The sequence below is a fragment of the Pseudomonas sp. P1_C12 genome (genome assembly GCF_056406435.1).
The window spans coordinates 258,528-275,412 of sequence record NZ_JBFUAE010000006.1 but is presented as its reverse complement, the minus strand read 5'-3'; the positions used below and the strand labels follow the sequence as shown (position 1 = coordinate 275,412).

15 protein-coding genes, 5 tRNA genes and 2 pseudogenes are annotated in these 16,885 nt (G+C 60.0%); 8 read left to right on the top strand and 14 right to left on the bottom strand.

Translation table 11 applies throughout. The features are described 5' to 3' along the window. Window positions 1–11 precede the first annotated feature (11 nt). The 9 genes from AC1D19_RS13535 to gltX all read right to left on the bottom strand — a co-directional run bounded on the left by AC1D19_RS13535 (window position 12) and on the right by gltX (window position 5,477). Window positions 12–971: a tRNA dihydrouridine synthase gene (locus AC1D19_RS13535; protein ID WP_477763507.1), complete on the bottom strand. Its 960-nt coding sequence runs from the start codon at window positions 969–971 to the stop codon at window positions 12–14. Window positions 972–1,150: 179 nt separating this feature from the next. After that, window positions 1,151–1,585 carry an acyl-CoA thioesterase gene (locus AC1D19_RS13530; RefSeq protein ID WP_477755762.1) on the bottom strand — a complete coding sequence of 145 codons (435 nt, stop codon included), beginning with the start codon at window positions 1,583–1,585 and terminating at the stop codon, window positions 1,151–1,153. 49 nt (window positions 1,586–1,634) lie between these two features. Next, entirely contained in the window at window positions 1,635–2,468 is an 834-nt protein-coding gene (locus AC1D19_RS13525; protein ID WP_477755761.1) for an alpha/beta fold hydrolase, read from the bottom strand. Between the two features lie 29 nt (window positions 2,469–2,497). Continuing rightward, complete coding sequence (locus AC1D19_RS13520; protein ID WP_477755760.1) at window positions 2,498–3,037, bottom strand: TetR/AcrR family transcriptional regulator; 540 nt, start codon at window positions 3,035–3,037, stop codon at window positions 2,498–2,500. A 184-nt stretch (window positions 3,038–3,221) separates the two neighbouring features. Next, window positions 3,222–3,297: transfer RNA gene (locus AC1D19_RS13515), tRNA-Glu, on the bottom strand. Between the two features lie 80 nt (window positions 3,298–3,377). Then, a tRNA-Ala gene (locus tag AC1D19_RS13510) sits at window positions 3,378–3,453 on the bottom strand. Between the two features lie 53 nt (window positions 3,454–3,506). Beyond that, window positions 3,507–3,582 (bottom strand) — tRNA-Glu (locus tag AC1D19_RS13505). 79 nt (window positions 3,583–3,661) lie between these two features. Beyond that, window positions 3,662–3,737, bottom strand: a tRNA-Ala gene (locus AC1D19_RS13500). Window positions 3,738–3,995: 258 nt separating this feature from the next. Further along, window positions 3,996–5,477 (bottom strand): glutamate--tRNA ligase, encoded by a 1,482-nt coding sequence (gene gltX, locus AC1D19_RS13495; protein WP_477763506.1) that lies wholly within the window; start codon window positions 5,475–5,477, stop codon window positions 3,996–3,998. 219 nt (window positions 5,478–5,696) lie between these two features. Between gltX and AC1D19_RS13490 the strand changes: the two genes are divergently transcribed. The 3 genes from AC1D19_RS13490 to AC1D19_RS13480 all read left to right on the top strand — a co-directional run bounded on the left by AC1D19_RS13490 (window position 5,697) and on the right by AC1D19_RS13480 (window position 9,107). Beyond that, window positions 5,697–6,785 (top strand): HlyD family secretion protein, encoded by a 1,089-nt coding sequence (locus AC1D19_RS13490; RefSeq protein ID WP_477763505.1) that lies wholly within the window; start codon window positions 5,697–5,699, stop codon window positions 6,783–6,785. Further along, the gene (locus tag AC1D19_RS13485) at window positions 6,775–8,325 is read left to right on the top strand and encodes an MDR family MFS transporter (RefSeq protein WP_477763504.1); all 1,551 of its coding nucleotides are present in this window, start codon (window positions 6,775–6,777) and stop codon (window positions 8,323–8,325) included. The genes AC1D19_RS13490 and AC1D19_RS13485 overlap by 11 nt, the downstream gene beginning before the upstream one ends. A 323-nt stretch (window positions 8,326–8,648) precedes the next feature. Beyond that, window positions 8,649–9,107: an REP-associated tyrosine transposase gene (locus tag AC1D19_RS13480; protein WP_477763503.1), complete on the top strand. Its 459-nt coding sequence runs from the start codon at window positions 8,649–8,651 to the stop codon at window positions 9,105–9,107. 170 nt (window positions 9,108–9,277) lie between these two features. Here the strand turns inward: AC1D19_RS13480 and uvrB are convergent, their stop codons facing one another. Further along, a complete protein-coding gene (uvrB, locus tag AC1D19_RS13475; RefSeq protein ID WP_477763502.1) occupies window positions 9,278–11,293 on the bottom strand; it encodes an excinuclease ABC subunit UvrB in 2,016 nt (671 codons plus the stop codon). On the opposite strand from uvrB, the gene AC1D19_RS13470 reads away from it, so the two are divergent. From AC1D19_RS13470 to AC1D19_RS13460, 3 genes are all read left to right on the top strand, one after another. Further along, window positions 11,292–11,480 carry a hypothetical protein gene (locus tag AC1D19_RS13470; RefSeq protein WP_477763501.1) on the top strand — a complete coding sequence of 63 codons (189 nt, stop codon included), beginning with the start codon at window positions 11,292–11,294 and terminating at the stop codon, window positions 11,478–11,480. The genes uvrB and AC1D19_RS13470 overlap by 2 nt on opposite strands. 147 nt (window positions 11,481–11,627) lie before the next feature. Further along, complete coding sequence (locus tag AC1D19_RS13465; RefSeq protein WP_477763500.1) at window positions 11,628–12,824, top strand: amino acid aminotransferase; 1,197 nt, start codon at window positions 11,628–11,630, stop codon at window positions 12,822–12,824. A 232-nt stretch (window positions 12,825–13,056) separates the two neighbouring features. After that, a complete protein-coding gene (locus AC1D19_RS13460) occupies window positions 13,057–13,266 on the top strand; it encodes a hypothetical protein (RefSeq protein ID WP_477754977.1) in 210 nt (69 codons plus the stop codon). Here AC1D19_RS13460 and AC1D19_RS13455 read toward each other — a convergent pair. After that, on the bottom strand, window positions 13,263–13,493 hold the full coding sequence (locus tag AC1D19_RS13455) for a hypothetical protein (protein ID WP_007978659.1): 231 nt from the start codon (window positions 13,491–13,493) through the stop codon (window positions 13,263–13,265). The genes AC1D19_RS13460 and AC1D19_RS13455 overlap by 4 nt on opposite strands. A 227-nt stretch (window positions 13,494–13,720) precedes the next feature. Between AC1D19_RS13455 and AC1D19_RS13450 the strand changes: the two genes are divergently transcribed. Together AC1D19_RS13450 and AC1D19_RS13445 are read left to right on the top strand one after the other, a co-directional pair. Beyond that, window positions 13,721–13,796 (top strand) — tRNA-Asn (locus tag AC1D19_RS13450). 56 nt (window positions 13,797–13,852) lie between these two features. Further along, window positions 13,853–13,969, top strand: a pseudogene (locus tag AC1D19_RS13445) (Arm DNA-binding domain-containing protein); the annotation flags it as partial. A gap of 143 nt (window positions 13,970–14,112) precedes the next feature. Here AC1D19_RS13445 and glyA read toward each other — a convergent pair. The 3 genes and pseudogenes from glyA to serC all read right to left on the bottom strand — a co-directional run. After that, window positions 14,113–14,274 (bottom strand): annotated as a pseudogene (gene glyA / locus AC1D19_RS13440) (serine hydroxymethyltransferase); the annotation flags it as partial. Window positions 14,275–14,334: 60 nt separating this feature from the next. Further along, complete coding sequence (locus AC1D19_RS13435) at window positions 14,335–15,582, bottom strand: benzoate/H(+) symporter BenE family transporter (protein ID WP_477763499.1); 1,248 nt, start codon at window positions 15,580–15,582, stop codon at window positions 14,335–14,337. A gap of 137 nt (window positions 15,583–15,719) precedes the next feature. Further along, on the bottom strand, window positions 15,720–16,802 hold the full coding sequence (serC, locus tag AC1D19_RS13430; RefSeq protein ID WP_477763498.1) for a 3-phosphoserine/phosphohydroxythreonine transaminase: 1,083 nt from the start codon (window positions 16,800–16,802) through the stop codon (window positions 15,720–15,722). Window positions 16,803–16,885: the final 83 nt, after the last annotated feature.

Genomic DNA, 16,885 nt, shown 5'->3' with positions numbered 1-16,885 from the left:
ACAAAAAAGTTTCAGGCCGCTTCAGCCACCGGCAGACCCAACAAACGCGAGACGTTATCCAGTTCGGTCTCACGGCGCAGCACGGTGAACAGCTCCACCGCCTCGGGATAATTGCGGGTCAGCATCGCCAGCCATTGCTTCAGGCGACCCGGCGACTGGCGTGGCGTCATCTGCGCCTTGGCTTGCAGCCAGAAGTCCTGGATCAGTGGCAGCAACTCGGCCCAGGTCATCTCGACCACCTCCTCCCCGGCCCGCGCGGCAGCGATCTGCCGGGCCAGATCCGGACGCGACACCAGGCCACGACCGAGCATGATGTCTTCCACGCCGCTGATCTCGCGGCAGCGACGCCAGTCTTCGACGCTCCAGATATCGCCATTGGCGAACACTGGCACCTTGACCACGTCCTGCACCCGTGGAATCCACTCCCAGTGCGCGGGCGGTTTGTAGCCGTCAACCTTGGTCCGCGCGTGCACCACGATATGTTCCGCACCGCCTTCGGCCAGGGCCGTGGCACACACCAGCGAACCGTCCGGGCTGTCGAAGCCCAGGCGCATCTTGGCGGTGACCGGAATGTGTGCGGGAACGGCGCGGCGGACGTATTCGACGATCTGGTTGAGCAGCTCGGGTTCCTTGAGCAGCACCGCGCCACCACGGGATTTGTTGACGGTCTTGGCCGGGCAGCCGAAGTTCAGGTCGATCACTTCAGAACCCAGCTCGCAAGCCAGCGCGGCATTTTCTGCCAGGCACACAGGATCGGAACCGAGCAGTTGCACACGCAGCGGCACACCGGAGGCCGTCCGGGCACCGTTGAGCAACTCCGGGCCGAACTTGTGGAAATAGGCAGGTGTCAGCAGCTGGTCGTTGACCCGAATGAACTCGGTCACGCACCAGTCAATACCACCCACGCGGGTCAGCACATCGCGCAGGATGTCGTCGACCAACCCCTCCATGGGCGCCAAAGCAATTTGCATGAAAAACACACTCGAGGAAAAACGTGCGGCAGTTTACTGGTTTCAGCAGGACTCTGCAGAACATCGCAGATCCCCTGTAGGAGCGAGCTTGCTCGCGATGGTCGTCAACGTTAACGCGACCAGCCTGACGCCCCGCGGCGGTCTCAGGTTTTTCGCGAGCGAGCTCGCGCCTACATTGGTTAGAGCGATAGCAATGCCGGAGCATAACCCTCGATGAACTCTACCGGCATGCGCTTGGGCTTGCCGCTGGACAGCTCGATACAGACGAAGGTGGTTTGCGCGCGCAGCAAGGTCGAATTGTCGCTGGGTCGCTTCAACTGGAAATGCCGGGTCATTCTCAGGCGCTGATCCCAATCGACAATCCAGGTCGCCAATTGCAACTCATCGCCTTCATAGGCTGCCGCCAGGTAATCGATCTCGTGGCGCACCACTGCCATCGCGCGGTCCAGCCGCCGGTATTCGACCAGGTCCAGGCCAAGGCGTTGGGAGTGGCGCCAGGCACAGCGTTCGAGCCAGGTCACGTAGACCGCGTTGTTCGCGTGCCCCAACCCGTCAATGTCCTCGGCGTCCACTTGCAGATCAATGATAAATGGCGTTTCCCGATCCCAGCCCATGCCCGACTCCCTGGTCAGATAATTTCGACCAGGGCAGTGTAACGGATGCTCAAGCGGATTGGCGCGATTGCAGACGGCGACCGGCCAGCAGTGATAACACGCCATCAATCACCCGAGGGTCAGCCAGCACCCGCTGATGCCCACCTTCTTGCAGGCGCAGCAAACGGCTGTCGAACCACGCTTCGTGAATCAGCTGGGATTCCTTCACAGAGACAAGATTGTCGTCTTCGGCGTGGACAATCAGTCCGGGCATGTCGAGTTGATAGTGTGCGACATCCAGCGTCGCGGCGCGCATGCCGACGTCTTGCTCGACCTGGCGAATGAACGCCGAACGGGCTTTTGGTGGCAGTCCGACGTAGCGGGCGAACCCACGCAACACACCAAGAATCCGCGCTGGGGCGGCGATGCTGACCAGGGTTTCCGTACGCAGGCCCAACTGCACCGCCAGCATCGCACTGGCGCCCCCCATGGAGTGGCCGATGACCGCTTGCAGTGGCGGCAGTTCGGCGGCGGCTTCGAGCATGGCACGAGCAAAGAGCACCACATTCGCCTCGCTGCCCGGCGAGCGGCCGTGAGCCGGACCATCCAGCGCGACCACGGAGTAACCGGCATCGACCAACGCCGTGATCAGGCTGGCAAACTGCGTTGGCCGCCCTTCCCAACCGTGCATCAGCAACACGGCCGGGCCTTGCCCCCAACGCAACGCCGAAAGGCCGAAACGCAAGGTGATCCGCTCGGACCTCGCCAGCAGCGGCAGCTCCCAGTCACGGGGCGGCAGATCCCGCGGTGTCATGAAGGCCAGTCGCATTTTGCTAGCGACCAGTTTCGGGGCAAACCAGCCCAAGGTGCCATTAACGCCACGAACCCACTTTAACGCGCTCATCGCATTCTCCTCAGGCCGCAGCCTTCAGGTCAACGCACTGCCGATTTGGCGGCGCGCAGTAATCGATCGGACAACTCTCCTGGCCCCAGCGCCCGCGCCAGAGCCAGCCCACCCACCATCAAGGCCATATCGGCCAGGGCTTTTTCGGTTTCTTCAGGACTGGCCGCCAACTGCGCGACCATCATTTCGACGTGTTCATTCAATGCAATACGAAACGCTTCCGGCAGCCGCCCCAGTTCACCGACCGATGCCGGGATCGGGCACGCCGATTCGGAGGAATCACGGTGCTTGCGCGACAGGTAAAACGCTGCCACCAGAGTGCGGCGCTCTTCGCCGGTCAACTCCGCGTCCATGTCGGCAATCAGGTCGCGGCGGTGACCGAGCAATTGCTTGAACGCCTCCAGCATCATCGCGTCCTTGCTTTCGAAGTGTGCGTAGAAGCCGCCGACCGTCAGGCCCGCCGCGCCCATCACTTCGCCCACGCTTGGCTCGGCCGGGCCGCGCTGAATCAGCGCTGCGCTGGCAGCCTTGAGGATGCGTTCGCGGGTTTGAGCTTTTTTATCGTTCATCGTTGCCTCCGAATATTACGATTGAAATATTATTCTCATAATAAATTTTAGCAAGTCATGGGTGTGACCGCTGGTCTGAAGAACAGTTTTTTGGAAAATGGAGGAATTTGGCCAAACGCCAGACAAACAAAAGGGCCATTCAATAATTGAATGACCCTTATAAATCCCGCAGAGCGGGTAATCGTGGCGTCCCCTAGGGGACTCGAACCCCTGTTACCGCCGTGAAAGGGCGGTGTCCTAGGCCACTAGACGAAGGGGACACAAACCCTTCTATACAACTGATCAGTGCTGAGAGCTGATCGATTCAAGGCCGGTGTGGCCAGACCTTGAACTGTAAAATTGGTGGAGCTAAGCGGGATCGAACCGCTGACCTCCTGCATGCCATGCAGGCGCTCTCCCAGCTGAGCTATAGCCCCGGATTTTTCGCCTCGCGGCGGAGCGACATCTTGCAACATCGCTTCTGTAAAACTGGCGTCCCCTAGGGGACTCGAACCCCTGTTACCGCCGTGAAAGGGCGGTGTCCTAGGCCACTAGACGAAGGGGACGCAAACCCTTCTATACAACAGATCAACGCTGAGTGTTGATCGCTTCAAGGCCGGTGTGGCCAGACCTTGAAGTGTAAATTGGTGGAGCTAGACGGGATCGAACCGTCGACCTCTTGCATGCCATGCAAGCGCTCTCCCAGCTGAGCTATAGCCCCTCATCGTTGATGTCATCGCTGAGGACGGGGCGAATCTTAAGGGCGTATCGAAAGCCTGTCAAACTTATTTTTCAAAAAATTTAAAATTTTTTGCCGACATAACAATCACTTACCGCCCTCCCCCGGAAAATCCGGGAGGTTTGCAACCAACGCAGACCTGTAGGAGCTGGCGCAGCCTGCGATCTTTTGGCTTTGCTTTTTGAAAACAAGATCAAAAGATCGCAGCCTTCGGCAGCTCCTACAGTAGACCGCAAGCGCTTAAGCGATAGCGCCCAACAGCTTTTCCCACTCTTTGTTTTCTTTCTTCGACACACCGCCCAGCAGGTCGATCGCTTGGCGCAGACGGAAACGGGTCAGGTCCGGCCCGAGGATTTCCATCGCATCGAGCACCGACACCGAACTGGCCTGGCCGGTGATCGCAGCGAACATCAGCGGCATGGCATCACGCAGCTTCAGCTCCAGGGATTCGACCACCGCCTGAATGGTTGCGGTGATGCTGTCCTTCTCCCACTGACGCAGGCTTTCGAGCTTCCACAGGATCAACTGCATCAACTGGCGGACCTGATCGCCCGACAGCTTCTTGGATTCGAACAGCTTGGCATCGGGGTTCACGCCACCGGCAAAGAAGAACCCGGCCAGCGGTGCCACCTGGCTGAAGGTTTCGACGCGGCCCTGCACGTGCGGTGCGATCTTCATCATGTAATCGGAATTGAACGCCCACTTCTGCACGCGCGCAGCGAACTCTTCCACCGGCAGGTCACGCAGCCACTGACCGTTGAGCCAGGACAGTTTCTCGATGTCGAAGATCGGCCCGCCGAGGGACACGCGCTTCAGATCGAAGTTGTCGACCATTTCCTGCAACGAGAACTTCTCGCGCTCGTCCGGCATCGACCAGCCCATGCGGCCCAGGTAGTTGAGCATCGCTTCGGGCATGAAGCCCATGCGCTCGTAGAACGTCACCGAAGTCGGGTTCTTGCGCTTGGACAGCTTGCTCTTGTCCGGGTTACGCAGCAGCGGCATGTAGCACAGCTCCGGTTGTTCCCAGCCGAAGTACTCGTAAAGCAGGATCAGCTTCGGTGCCGATGGCAGCCACTCTTCGCCGCGCAAGACATGGGTGATGCCCATCAGGTGATCGTCGACCACGTTGGCCAGGAAGTACGTCGGCAGGCCGTCGGTCTTCATCAGGACTTGCATGTCCATGCGGTCCCACGGGATTTCAACGTCACCGCGCAGCATGTCCGGCACCACGCAGACGCCTTCGCTCGGCACCTTCATGCGGATAACGTGGGGCTCACCAGCGGCCAGGCGACGGGCGACTTCTTCCTTGGACAGCAGCAGCGCGCGGCCGTCGTAGCGCGGGGTTTCGCCACGGGCCATCTGCTCGGCGCGCATCTGGTCCAGTTCTTCGGCGGTGCAGAAGCACGGGAACGCATGGCCCAGGTCGACCAGTTGCTGGCAATACTTCTGATAAATATCGCCGCGCTCGCTTTGACGGTATGGACCGTGCGGGCCGCCGACGTCAGGGCCTTCGCTCCATTCGATGCCGAGCCAGCGCAAGGCGTCGAAAATCTGCTGTTCGGACTCGCGGGTCGAACGCAGTTGGTCGGTGTCTTCGATCCGCAGGATGAACTCACCGCCGTGCTGCTTGGCAAAGCAGTAGTTGAACAAGGCGATGTAAGCGGTACCTACGTGGGGATCCCCGGTAGGCGATGGCGCGATGCGAGTGCGGACGGTGGTCATGGCATGTCTCGAAAAGAAAAAAAGCAAAGTTCAAACAAGGCGCGAATGGTAACAGGCGACACCCGCCCGGCTCCAGCGAACAGGGCATTTAAGCCAAGGTTGCGGCTGTAACGCCCGTATGCCGCGGATATCGGCCGACGGCATTTACCGTTTATCGGCTGTATGCCAGATTCACCTGCTGATAACTTCCCTTACAATTTCTCGACTACAGTTTTCCCCATGCCTGCCCAACTCAAGCGTCGCCTGTCCTTTTTCCTGCTGATCATCCTGTTGATTGCCGGGGGCCTGTTTGCCCACTGGTTTTTAAAGGGGCGCTTTTATGAAAGCACCGACAACGCTTATGTCCAGGGCGAGATCACCCGTGTGTCGAGCCAATTGGGCGCGCGTATCGATCAGGTGCTGGTGCAGGACAACCAGCATGTCGAGAAAGGCCAGTTGCTGGTCAAACTCGAAGGCGACGACTTCCGCCTCGCTGTCGACCGCGCCAATGCCGCCCTGGCCACCCGCCAGGCCGAGCGCCTGCAAGCCCAGAGCAAACTGACCCAGCAGGCCAGCCTGATTGCCGCCAGCGAAGCGCAAGTCGCGTCCAGCCAGGTCAGCCTGGGCCGTTCGCAGATCGACCTGACCCGCGCCGAGACCTTGCGCAAACCCGGTTATGTCTCGGAAGAACGGGTGACCACCCTCTCCGCCGAATCCCACATTGCCCGCTCGCAAGTGGCCAAGGCCCAGGCCGACGCGCAAAGTCAGCGCCAGCAGGTCAATGCACTGACCGCCGAGATCAAACGCCTCGACGCGCAGATCGCCAACGCCAGGACCGACCTCGCCCAGGCAGAACTGAACCTGACCCGCAGCGAAATCCACGCACCTATCAGCGGCCTGATCGGCCAGCGTGCAGCCCGCGAAGGCCAATACGTGCAGGCCGGCGCTTACCTGTTATCGATCGTGCCGGATGAAGACATCTGGATTCAGGCCAATTTCAAGGAAACCCAGATCGGCCACATGCAGCCCGGCCAGAAAGCCGAACTGACCTTCGACGCCTACAGCGACACCCCTATCGAAGCCCGGGTCGACAGCCTGTTCGCCGCCTCGGGTGCGCAGTTCAGCCTGTTGCCGCCGGACAATGCCACGGGCAACTTCACCAAGGTCGTACAACGGATTCCGGTAAAACTGACCTTCGCCGCGGACAACCCGTTGCGCGGCAAGATTCGTCCGGGCATGTCAGTGACCGCCAAGGTGAACATCAAGGACGCGCCTGAAGATGTCACCACCAAAGTGAGCAGCAAAGACGCCGCTGACAATGGCCGGTGATCAACTGATCCGCCCGATCGGCGAACCGACCCGGCGGGACTGGATTGCGGTGATGAGCGTGATGCTCGGTGCGTTCATGGCGGTGCTGGACATCCAGATCACCAACTCCTCGCTCAAGGATATTCAGGGCGCGCTGTCGGCGACCCTGGAAGAAGGTTCGTGGATTTCCACCTCGTACCTGGTGGCGGAAATCATCATGATCCCGCTCACCGCCTGGCTCGTGCAGTTGCTGTCGGCGCGACGGCTTGCCGTGTGGGTGTCCCTCGGGTTTCTAGCGGCCTCCCTGCTCTGCTCCATGGCCTGGAGCCTGGAAAGCATGATCATGTTTCGCGCCTTGCAGGGCTTTACCGGCGGCGCGCTGATCCCGCTGGCATTCACCCTGACCCTGATCAAACTCCCGGAACACCACCGCGCCAAGGGCATGGCCATGTTCGCCATGACCGCCACCTTCGCCCCCTCCATCGGCCCGACCCTCGGCGGCTGGCTGACGGAAAACTGGGGCTGGGAATACATCTTCTACATCAACGTCCCGCCCGGCCTGATCATGATCGCCGGCCTGATGTACGGCCTGGAGAAGAAAGAAGCGCACTGGGAGTTGCTGAAAAGCACCGACTACGCCGGCATTCTCACTCTCGGCGTCGGGCTTGGTTGTTTGCAGGTTTTTCTGGAGGAAGGCCATCGCAAGGACTGGCTGGAGTCGAACCTGATCGTGACCCTGGGCAGCATCGCGCTGGTCAGCCTGATCACCTTTGTGATCGTGCAGTTTTCCAAACCCAATCCGCTGATCAATCTCGGCATCCTCGGCAACCGCAACTTCGGGCTATCCAGTATTTCCAGCGTCGGAATGGGGGTCGGGTTGTACGGCTCGATCTACCTGCTGCCGCTGTACCTGGCGCAGATCCAGAACTACAACGCCCTGCAGATCGGTGAAGTGATCATGTGGATGGGCGTACCGCAGCTGTTTCTGATTCCACTGGTGCCCAAGCTGATGAAGTTCGTCTCGCCAAAATGGCTGTGCACGCTGGGCTTCGGGCTATTCGGGTTGGCGAGTTTCTCTTCGGGCGTGCTGAACCCTGACTTTGCCGGGCCACAGTTCAATCAGATCCAGATCATCCGCGCCCTGGGCCAGCCGCTGATCATGGTCACCATCTCGCTGATCGCGACCGCCTACATCCTGCCCCAGGATGCGGGATCGGCCTCGAGTCTGTTCAACATCCTGCGCAACCTCGGCGGCGCCATCGGCATCGCCCTGCTCGCCACGCTGCTGGATGCGCGGACCAAGGTTTACTTTGACTACCTGCGTGAGTCCATCGTGCCGAGCAATCCACAGGTGGCCGAGCGCGTTGCCTCGCTGACCGACCGGCTGGGCAGCGAAACGGCCGCACTGGGCAAACTCAGCGAGATCGCGCATCAACAGGCGTCGATCATGGCCTATAACGATGCGTTTCATTTTGTCGGGATTGCGCTGGGGATCAGCATGCTGGCGGTGTTGCTGACCAGGAAGTTGCCGACGGGGTTGAAGGCTGGTGAGGCGCACTGACCAGGTTCTGCGGCGATTGTCAGGACGCCTTCGCGGGCAAGCCCGCTCCTACGGTTTTGCGTGCACCCGAGAGCCCTGTAGGAGCCGGCTTGCCGGCGAAGGCGTTTTTGAAACTTGTAGTGCGCTTTCGGCCGTCTTCGCTGGCAAGCCAGCTCCTACAAAAACGCGTACACACCGTCATTTTTTGTGTCCACACATTCCCCGTAGGAGCCGGCTGGCCGGCGAAGGCGGTAGTCCTGTCACATCCGGCCCCAAACCTGTACGACGTAAATTCATCTGCGCACTAGCCTTACCCTTTCCGATCGATAAAGGAGGGCAACGGATTGCTCACTCGTCTACACGCCAGCCACCTGCGCACAGGGCGCCACTCTCAATCCGGGCAGATCTACCTGCTCACCACAGTCACCCATCTGCGTGAACCGCTCTTCAGTGACTGGCGTGTGGGGCGTTTGGTGGTGGATCAATTTCGTCAGGCCCAGATAGACGAACGGGCCAACTCCCTTGCCTGGGTAGTGATGCCCGACCACTTTCACTGGTTGCTCGAACTCAGGAACAGCACGTTGCCAGGGTTGATGCTCGCCACCAAGTCCCGCAGTGCGAGAGCAGTGAATGCCTGTCTGGCACGCAAGGGGCAGCTGTGGCAGAAAGGTTTCCATGACCGAGCGATTCGTCGCGAAGAAGATTTGCAGGCGGTAGCCCGCTACATCGTTGCCAATCCATTACGCGCAGGGTTGGTCAAACGGGTGCATGACTACTCACTGTGGGATGCCATCTGGCTGTAGGAGCCGGCTTGCCGGCGAAGGCGTTTTTGAAACTTGCAGTGCGCTTTCGGCCGTCTTCGCTGGCAAGCCAGCTCCTACAAAAACGCGTACACACCGTCATTTTTTGTGTCCACACATTCCCTGTAGGAGCTGGCTTGCCAGCGAAGAGGCCCGCACAGTCAGCGCTATTCTCAAACCGTCAGCAACCGCTCGCGTAACTTGCCAATCTCATCGCGCATCTGCGCCGCTGCTTCAAACTCCAGATCACGCGCCAACGCATACATCTTCTCTTCCAGGGCCTTGATACGCTTGGCAATCTCGCCCGGCGAGCGCAATTCCGCTTCGTATTTGGCGTTCTCTTCGGCGGCCTTGGCCATGCCTTTGCGCTTCTTGCTGCGCGAACCGGGTACGGTGGCGCCTTCCATGATGTCGGCAACGTCCTTGAACACGCCTTTTGGCGTGATGCCATTGGCCAAGTTGAACGCAATTTGCTTGTCGCGACGACGTTCGGTTTCACCGATTGCCCGCTCCATGGAACCGGTAATCCGGTCGGCATACAAAATCGCCCGGCCATTGAGGTTGCGTGCCGCGCGGCCGATGGTCTGGATCAGCGAGCGCTCGGACCGCAGGAAACCCTCCTTGTCGGCATCGAGAATCGCCACCAATGAGACTTCCGGCATGTCCAGGCCTTCGCGCAGCAGGTTGATCCCCACCAGCACATCGAAGGTGCCAAGGCGCAGGTCGCGGATGATCTCGACCCGCTCCACGGTGTCGATGTCCGAGTGCAGATAACGCACGCGCACGCCGTGGTCGGCCAGATAGTCGGTCAAGTCTTCGGCCATGCGCTTGGTCAGCGTGGTGACCAGCACCCGCTCCTCGACAGCGACACGCTTGGAGATTTCCGAGAGCAAGTCATCGACCTGGGTCAGTGCCGGGCGGATCTCGATTTGCGGGTCCACCAGCCCGGTCGGACGCACCACCATGTCAATGACGCGCCCGGCGTGTTCTGCTTCGTAGTTGCCCGGGGTCGCCGAAACGAAAATCGTCTGTGGGCTGATGCTTTCCCACTCATCGAAACGCATCGGCCGGTTGTCCAGGGCCGAAGGCAGGCGGAAACCGTATTCGACCAGGGTTTCCTTGCGCGAGCGGTCGCCCTTGTACATGGCGCCAACCTGCGGAACGCTGACGTGGGACTCGTCGATCACCAGCAAGGCATCGGCCGGCAGGTAATCGTAAAGGGTTGGTGGCGCCGCGCCGGCTTCACGACCGGACAGATAGCGCGAGTAGTTTTCGATGCCGTTGCAGTAACCCAGTTCGAGAATCATCTCCAGGTCGAAACGGGTGCGCTGCTCCAGGCGCTGGGCTTCCACCAGTTTGTTGTTGGAGCGCAAGTATTCCAGGCGCTCCTGCAACTCGACCTTGATCCCTTCGACCGCGCCCATCAGGGTTTCCCGTGGCGTCACGTAGTGGCTCTTCGGGTAGAAGGTGAAACGCGGCAGTTTGCGAATGACTTCGCCGGTCAGCGGATCGAACGCCGACAGGCTTTCCACTTCATCGTCGAACAGCTCGATGCGGATCGCCTCGAAATCGGATTCCGCCGGGTGGATATCGATCACATCGCCACGCACGCGGAAGGTCGCGCGGGCAAAGTCCATGTCGTTGCGGGTGTATTGCAGGTCCGCCAGGCGTCGCAGCAATTCACGCTGATCGAGCCGGTCGCCGCGATCCACGTGCAACACCATTTTCAAATAGGTTTCCGGGCTGCCCAGGCCGTAGATGCAGGACACCGTGGTGACGATGATCGCGTCCTTGCGCTCAAGCAATGCCTTGGTCGCCGACAAACGCATCTGTTCGATGTGGTCGTTGATCGAGGCGTCTTTCTCGATGAAGGTGTCCGACGACGGCACATAGGCTTCGGGCTGGTAGTAGTCGTAGTAGGAAACGAAATACTCCACCGCATTGTTCGGGAAGAACGCCTTGAACTCACCGTACAACTGCGCCGCCAGGGTCTTGTTCGGCGCCAGCACCAGAGTTGGGCGCTGCACCTGGGCGATCACATTGGCGATGCTGAAGGTCTTGCCCGAGCCGGTCACACCGAGCAGCGTCTGGTGCGCCAGCCCGGCCTCGATACCCTCGACCATCAGGCGGATGGCTTCCGGCTGATCGCCGGCGGGCTCGAAACGGGTGACTAGCTGGAATTCAGACATGAAATACCTCTGGATCACTCTTGCCGGCAAAACCGGCACGAACGAGAAAGACCGCAAACGACCGATGTCGCCCGAGAAAAAACTGGATTGTGCTCAATGTGGAGCCGATTGCCAGCGCTTTCAAGGCAAACGTCCTACATCGCGCAAAACCTTTGCTGACACCATTCGACTAACGGTCGAAAAATAATCGGAAAAACTTAACCGAAAAGCCGAATCGCCTGTCGCCAGCAATCGCCGATGGCCTCTATACTAGCTCCCCGTTTGTGCACCGCTCTAGTGCATTCGGCTGGAGCGCGACACGTCCCTCCACTCTCCATTCAGAGCCGCCGCAATAATGAGCCTGTTCTCCGCTGTCGAAATGGCACCACGCGATCCAATCCTGGGCCTCAACGAAGCATTCAACGCCGATACCCGTACCAACAAGGTCAACCTGGGGGTCGGTGTTTACTGCAACGAGGAGGGGCGAATTCCACTCCTGCGCGCCGTTGTCGAAGCCGAAACCATTCGCGCCGCTCAACACGTTTCCCGTGGCTACCTGCCAATCGACGGCATCGCTGCCTACGACCAGGCCGTGCAGAAATTGCTGTTCGGCAATGACTCGCCGCTGATCGCCGCTGGCCGCGTAATCACCACCCAGGCCGTCGGCGGTACTGGCGCACTGAAAATCGGTGCCGACTTCCTCAAGCAACTGCTGCCGAACGCCGTTGTGGCAATCAGCGATCCGAGCTGGGAAAACCACCGCGCGCTGTTCGAAACCGCCGGCTTCCCGGTACAGAACTACCGTTACTACGACGCCGCGACCCACGACGTGAATCGTACCGGCATGCTGGAAGACCTGAACGCGCTGCCAAACGGCTCGATCATTGTGCTGCACGCCTGCTGCCACAACCCGACTGGCGTGGACCTGAGCCCGGCCGACTGGAAAAACGTCCTGGAAGTCGTTAAAGCCAAAGGCCACGTGCCATTCCTCGACATGGCGTATCAAGGTTTCGGCGATGGCATCGACGAAGACGCCGCTGCCGTGCGTCTGTTCGCCGAGTCGGGCCTGACCTTCTTCGCCTCCAGCTCGTTCTCCAAGTCGTTCTCGCTGTACGGTGAGCGCGTGGGTGCCCTGTCGATCGTCAGCGAATCGAAAGAAGAAAGCGCGCGCGTGCTGTCGCAAGTCAAACGCGTGATCCGCACCAACTACTCCAACCCACCGACCCACGGTGCCAGCGTCGTCGCTGCGGTGCTGAACAGCCCGGAACTGCGCGCCCAGTGGGAAGCCGAACTGGCCGAGATGCGCCTGCGCATTCGTGGCATGCGCACCCAGATGGTCGATCTGCTGGCACAAAAAGCGCCTCAGCGCGATTTCAGCTTCGTCGGTCGTCAGTGCGGCATGTTCTCGTACTCCGGCTTGAGCGTTGAGCAGGTTCACCGCTTGCGCAACGAGTTCGGCATCTACGCCCTGGACACCGGCCGCATCTGCGTGGCCGCGCTGAACCAGAGCAACATCAAGGCCGTTACGGATGCCATCGTTCAGGTGATCTGAATCGCGTCGTGATACGAAAAACGGGAAGCCATGGGGCTTCCCGTTTTTTATTTGTCGCAGATAAATCTCAAAGCCTTGTCCCACCCCTCTAAACTGCACACATCTACCCTGTAGGAGCCGGCTTGCCGGCGATGGCGGTCGATCCACCAACATCAATGTTGACCGTTATGGCCTCTTCGCTGGCAAGCCAGCTCCTACAGGTTGTCTTCACCCAGATGTTTCGAGAACCCACATGAAAAACGATGACCTTCGCGCCGACCGCGATGACCTGGATGACCTGGATCACTTCATCCCCCGCCCCCCGACAAAGCGCGGCAACAACCTGGTGATGCAAGTGGCCGCCGGTGTGTTTCTCGGCGGCTTGGCCCTGTGGCTGGTGCAAATGGGGGCCACGGCGCTCTACGCCAAACTGATGCTTGGCACGATTACCTTCGGCGGTTAAGCCAGTTCGGTCGCACGCTGGCTGGCAGCGTCGTCGTAGGCGACATACAGCGATTCCGCGACCTGGCTCTTGATCGCTTTAGTGCTTTCCAGCCCCAGGACAAAACCTTCGGCCTTGCCGCCAGCGCGGTTCAATGCTTCAGCGGTGCCGGCCTGAGTGATGGCGTCGAACAACTTTTCGGCGTGGGGGCCGACACCTTTGGGCAGGCTGATCTGAGAGATGCTCATGGGTGCACCCCGTAGTGTCGAGGCGTGAGGGTCAAATGATTCATGGCGCGTACCTTTTCGGCGAATGGCCGGCAGCGCGTGTCACCACTTCCGGGCGGCCATGGTAGACCTCTGGGGCGACCCTGGTAACCGCCAATCGCCGCTAAACCACCGCCCGTCCCGATGATTCGCTCCAATTGTCATTCGATGCTTGACTTCCCTTTTTGAATCAGTAACATACGCGCCATTCCGCGATAGCTCAGTTGGTAGAGCAAGTGACTGTTAATCACTGGGTCCCTGGTTCGAGTCCAGGTCGTGGAGCCATACAAGGTTCCAGAGAAGGCTTTCAAAATCTCTGAAACCATCGAAAAACCCGCCTTCTGGCGGGTTTTTTCGTTTTGGCGTTCTGTCGTGCGGCCAAGCCCACAGACCGCGCCTACAAGCTTTTCGACGGCGACGGACTTTACCTTCTAGTCCAACCCAATGGCCGCAAAGGGCAGATTGAGTTTGGGGAGCAACCCTGCAGTCAGAATTGCAGGGCGAGTAGGCTTTTTAGCCTCGACTTGGGACCGGCGAATGGGAGTCCCCTTTTCTGCTCAAAATACGAGGCGACGGCCGGCATCCACAATGGACATGGGGTTTACCGATATACAGGATGACGACGGCACAGCGCCACCACCTGTTCGCGCACATGATGTGCAACCTGCTCGCTGCCGCCGGACTCCAGTGCGTCCAGCACGTCACAGAGCCAGCCTGCCAGTTGCTCGCACTCAGGCACTCCGAACCCGCGGGTGGTCACGGCCGTGGCACTCGTGCAGGGTCAGGGTGTCGACAGCGGCGACCTCTTCAATACGGGCTTGCATCAGTTGGCGGCTCCTTTACGGGTGACAGGCTCGGCAGCAGGATTGACGACCGGCTCGCGACGCGGCAAACGGCCGTTGAGTACGGCGTACGCCGCCAGACCAATCAGCAGCCCCCAGAACGCCCCGCCGATCCCGAACAACGTGATGTTGGCGGCGGCTGCCAGGAAGGTAATCAGCGAGGCTTCGCGGGATTTGGCATCGGCCATGGCACTGGCCAGGCTGCCGCCGATAGTGCCCAGCAGGGCGAGCCCGGCCAGAGTAGTGATGAAGGCTGCCGGAAAGGCCATGAACAGCGCAGCAAGGGTCACGCCGAAGACCCCGACGAGGATGTAGAAGACGCCCGCAGCAATGCCGGCGATCCAGCGCTTGGAGGGCTCTTCGTGGGCTTCCTTGCCGGTGCAGATGGCTGCTGTAATCGCCGCGATGTTGAACGCGTGGGAACCAAAGGGCGCCATGAGCAAGGAACCTAGCCCGGTGATGGTCACGATCGGATTGGCACTGGTGCTGAACCCATCGTTGCGCAGCACCAGCATGCCAGGCATGTACTGACCGGTCAGGGTGATCAGAAACAGCGGCAGCGCGACACTGAGCAAGGCATTGAGCGAGAACTCAGGCAGGGTGAACACTGGTGCCGCGAGTTGCAGCTCCAGCCCCGACAAATCGACACGTCCCTGAATCAGCAGGAAGGCCAGCCCCAGTGCCAGAATGCCCACCACCGCGTAGCGTGCGGTAAAGCGTTTGAGCACGATGTAGGCAACAATCAGCAACCCGACCAGCATCGGGTCAAGGCTCATGCCGCCAAAAGCACCGACGCCGAACTGCAGCAGGATACCGGCCAGCAACCCTGCGGCCACACCCGGCGGGATCAGTCGGATGACTTTTTCGAAATAGCCGGACAAGCCCAGCAGCACGAAGGCAGCGGCCGAGATCATGTAGGCGCCCACCGCCTCGGCATAGGGTGTGGTGGCCAGGGCGACGACCAGGAATGCCGCCGCAGGTGTCGACCAGGCGGTGATGATCGGTGCGCGGGAAACCCAGCTGAGGAACAGCCCGGTAACGCCCACGCCAATCGACACGGACCACACCCACGAAGCCGTCAACTCAGGGCTCAGCCCGGCTACCTTGGCTGCCTGGAAGACCAGAATGAAGGTGCCGCCATAGTTGACAAGGACCGAGATCAGACCGGCGACAATCGGAGGGATGAGATCGCTGGGGCGAACAGGTGACCTGGATGCTGAAGAAGGCATGGTTTTACTTTGCTCCTTGCAAAGCGAGGTGCTTGGCCTCGACTGGAAAGTGATTTATAGCGCTGAAATGGCCTGTTTTACCCATACACTTTTGCGCATGAAACCAGACCACTTGTCGGACCTGCGGCGGTCCTTGCCTAGCCATGCACGCGGGCGAAGTCCTTCATGAAATCGGTCAATGCCTCGACCGCCAGCCGCGTGACCGCGTTATAGATGCTGGCCCTGACGCCACCAACCGAGGCATGGCCCTTGAGGCCTTTGAATCCGGACTGATCGGCCAGGCGCAAGAAGTCCTTTTCAACCGCGGTATCGGCGAGCACGAACGGCACGTTGTTGATCGAGCGAAACGGCGCTTGCACACTGTTGCGATAGAACCCGTCGCTGTCGTCAATCGTGCGATACAGCAGTTCGGCCTTGGCCTGGTTGGTCTGGTGGATCTTCTCGATACCACCGCAGCGTTGAATCCACTTGAGTGTCAAACCGGTGAGGTACCAGGGGAAGGTTGCCGGCGTATTGAGCATCGATTCCGCGTTGGCGATGTGCGCGTAATTGAGAATGTCGGGGGTGACCTCCAGTGCGGCATCGAGTAGCGCGGCGTCAATGATCACGATGGTAAGGCCCGCCGACCCCATGTTCTTTTGCGCGGCGGCATAGATAAGGCCGTGTTTGGCCACATCCATGGGTTTGGAGAGCAGGCTTGAGCAGGCGTCGCAGACCAGAGGAACCGACACGCATGGCGCGCCGGCGAATTGCACACCATGCACCGTTTCGTTCTCCGTGTAGTGCAGGTAGGCGGCGTTCGGGTTGAGGTTCCAGTCCGTCACGGCGGGGATGCGATCAAAGCCAGAAGCCTTGCTGCTGGCGGCGATACGAACGTCGCAATAGCGCTGAGCAGCCTGGATGGCCTTGCCCGACCAGAGCCCGGTATGCAAATAGTCCGCAGTCCCTTTGTCGCCCAACAGGTTCATCGGCACTTGGGCAAACTGCAACGAGGCGCCGCCCTGTACGAACAGCACCTTGTACTGGCTGGGCACCTGCAGAATCGCCCGCAGGTCCTGTTCGGCCTGATAGGCAAGTTCCATGAACACCTCTGAGCGATGGCTGATTTCCATCACTGACATGCCGGTACCAGCGAAGTCGAAAAACTCTTCGTGCGCTTGCCGAAGCACTTCAAGCGGCAGCGCGGTTGGCCCTGCGCTGAAGTTGTGTGACCTTGCCATACCTTAATCCCGCCCTTTTCAAAGTTGCCCACCAAGCGATAGATCGCCGAGCACAAAGGCAATAGCGACGGACAGAGTCTACG

Bases quoted from the DNA above. Each gene is read 5' to 3' on its own strand.
- AC1D19_RS13530 (WP_477755762.1), bottom strand. From the start codon at position 1,585: ATGGGCTGGGATCGGGAAACGCCATTTATCATTGATCTGCAAGTGGAC.
- AC1D19_RS13455 (WP_007978659.1), bottom strand. From the start codon at position 13,493: ATGAGCATCTCTCAGATCAGCCTGCCCAAAGGTGTCGGCCCCCACGCC.
- gltX (WP_477763506.1), bottom strand. From the start codon at position 5,477: ATGACCACCGTCCGCACTCGCATCGCGCCATCGCCTACCGGGGATCCC.
- AC1D19_RS13525 (WP_477755761.1), bottom strand. From the start codon at position 2,468: ATGAGCGCGTTAAAGTGGGTTCGTGGCGTTAATGGCACCTTGGGCTGG.
- AC1D19_RS13485 (WP_477763504.1), top strand. From the start codon at position 6,775: ATGGCCGGTGATCAACTGATCCGCCCGATCGGCGAACCGACCCGGCGG.
- AC1D19_RS13465 (WP_477763500.1), top strand. From the start codon at position 11,628: ATGAGCCTGTTCTCCGCTGTCGAAATGGCACCACGCGATCCAATCCTG.
- AC1D19_RS13460 (WP_477754977.1), top strand. From the start codon at position 13,057: ATGAAAAACGATGACCTTCGCGCCGACCGCGATGACCTGGATGACCTG.
- AC1D19_RS13535 (WP_477763507.1), bottom strand. From the start codon at position 971: ATGCAAATTGCTTTGGCGCCCATGGAGGGGTTGGTCGACGACATCCTG.
- AC1D19_RS13435 (WP_477763499.1), bottom strand. From the start codon at position 15,582: ATGCCTTCTTCAGCATCCAGGTCACCTGTTCGCCCCAGCGATCTCATC.
- uvrB (WP_477763502.1), bottom strand. From the start codon at position 11,293: ATGTCTGAATTCCAGCTAGTCACCCGTTTCGAGCCCGCCGGCGATCAG.
- AC1D19_RS13520 (WP_477755760.1), bottom strand. From the start codon at position 3,037: ATGAACGATAAAAAAGCTCAAACCCGCGAACGCATCCTCAAGGCTGCC.
- serC (WP_477763498.1), bottom strand. From the start codon at position 16,802: ATGGCAAGGTCACACAACTTCAGCGCAGGGCCAACCGCGCTGCCGCTT.
- AC1D19_RS13470 (WP_477763501.1), top strand. From the start codon at position 11,292: ATGAAATACCTCTGGATCACTCTTGCCGGCAAAACCGGCACGAACGAG.
- AC1D19_RS13490 (WP_477763505.1), top strand. From the start codon at position 5,697: ATGCCTGCCCAACTCAAGCGTCGCCTGTCCTTTTTCCTGCTGATCATC.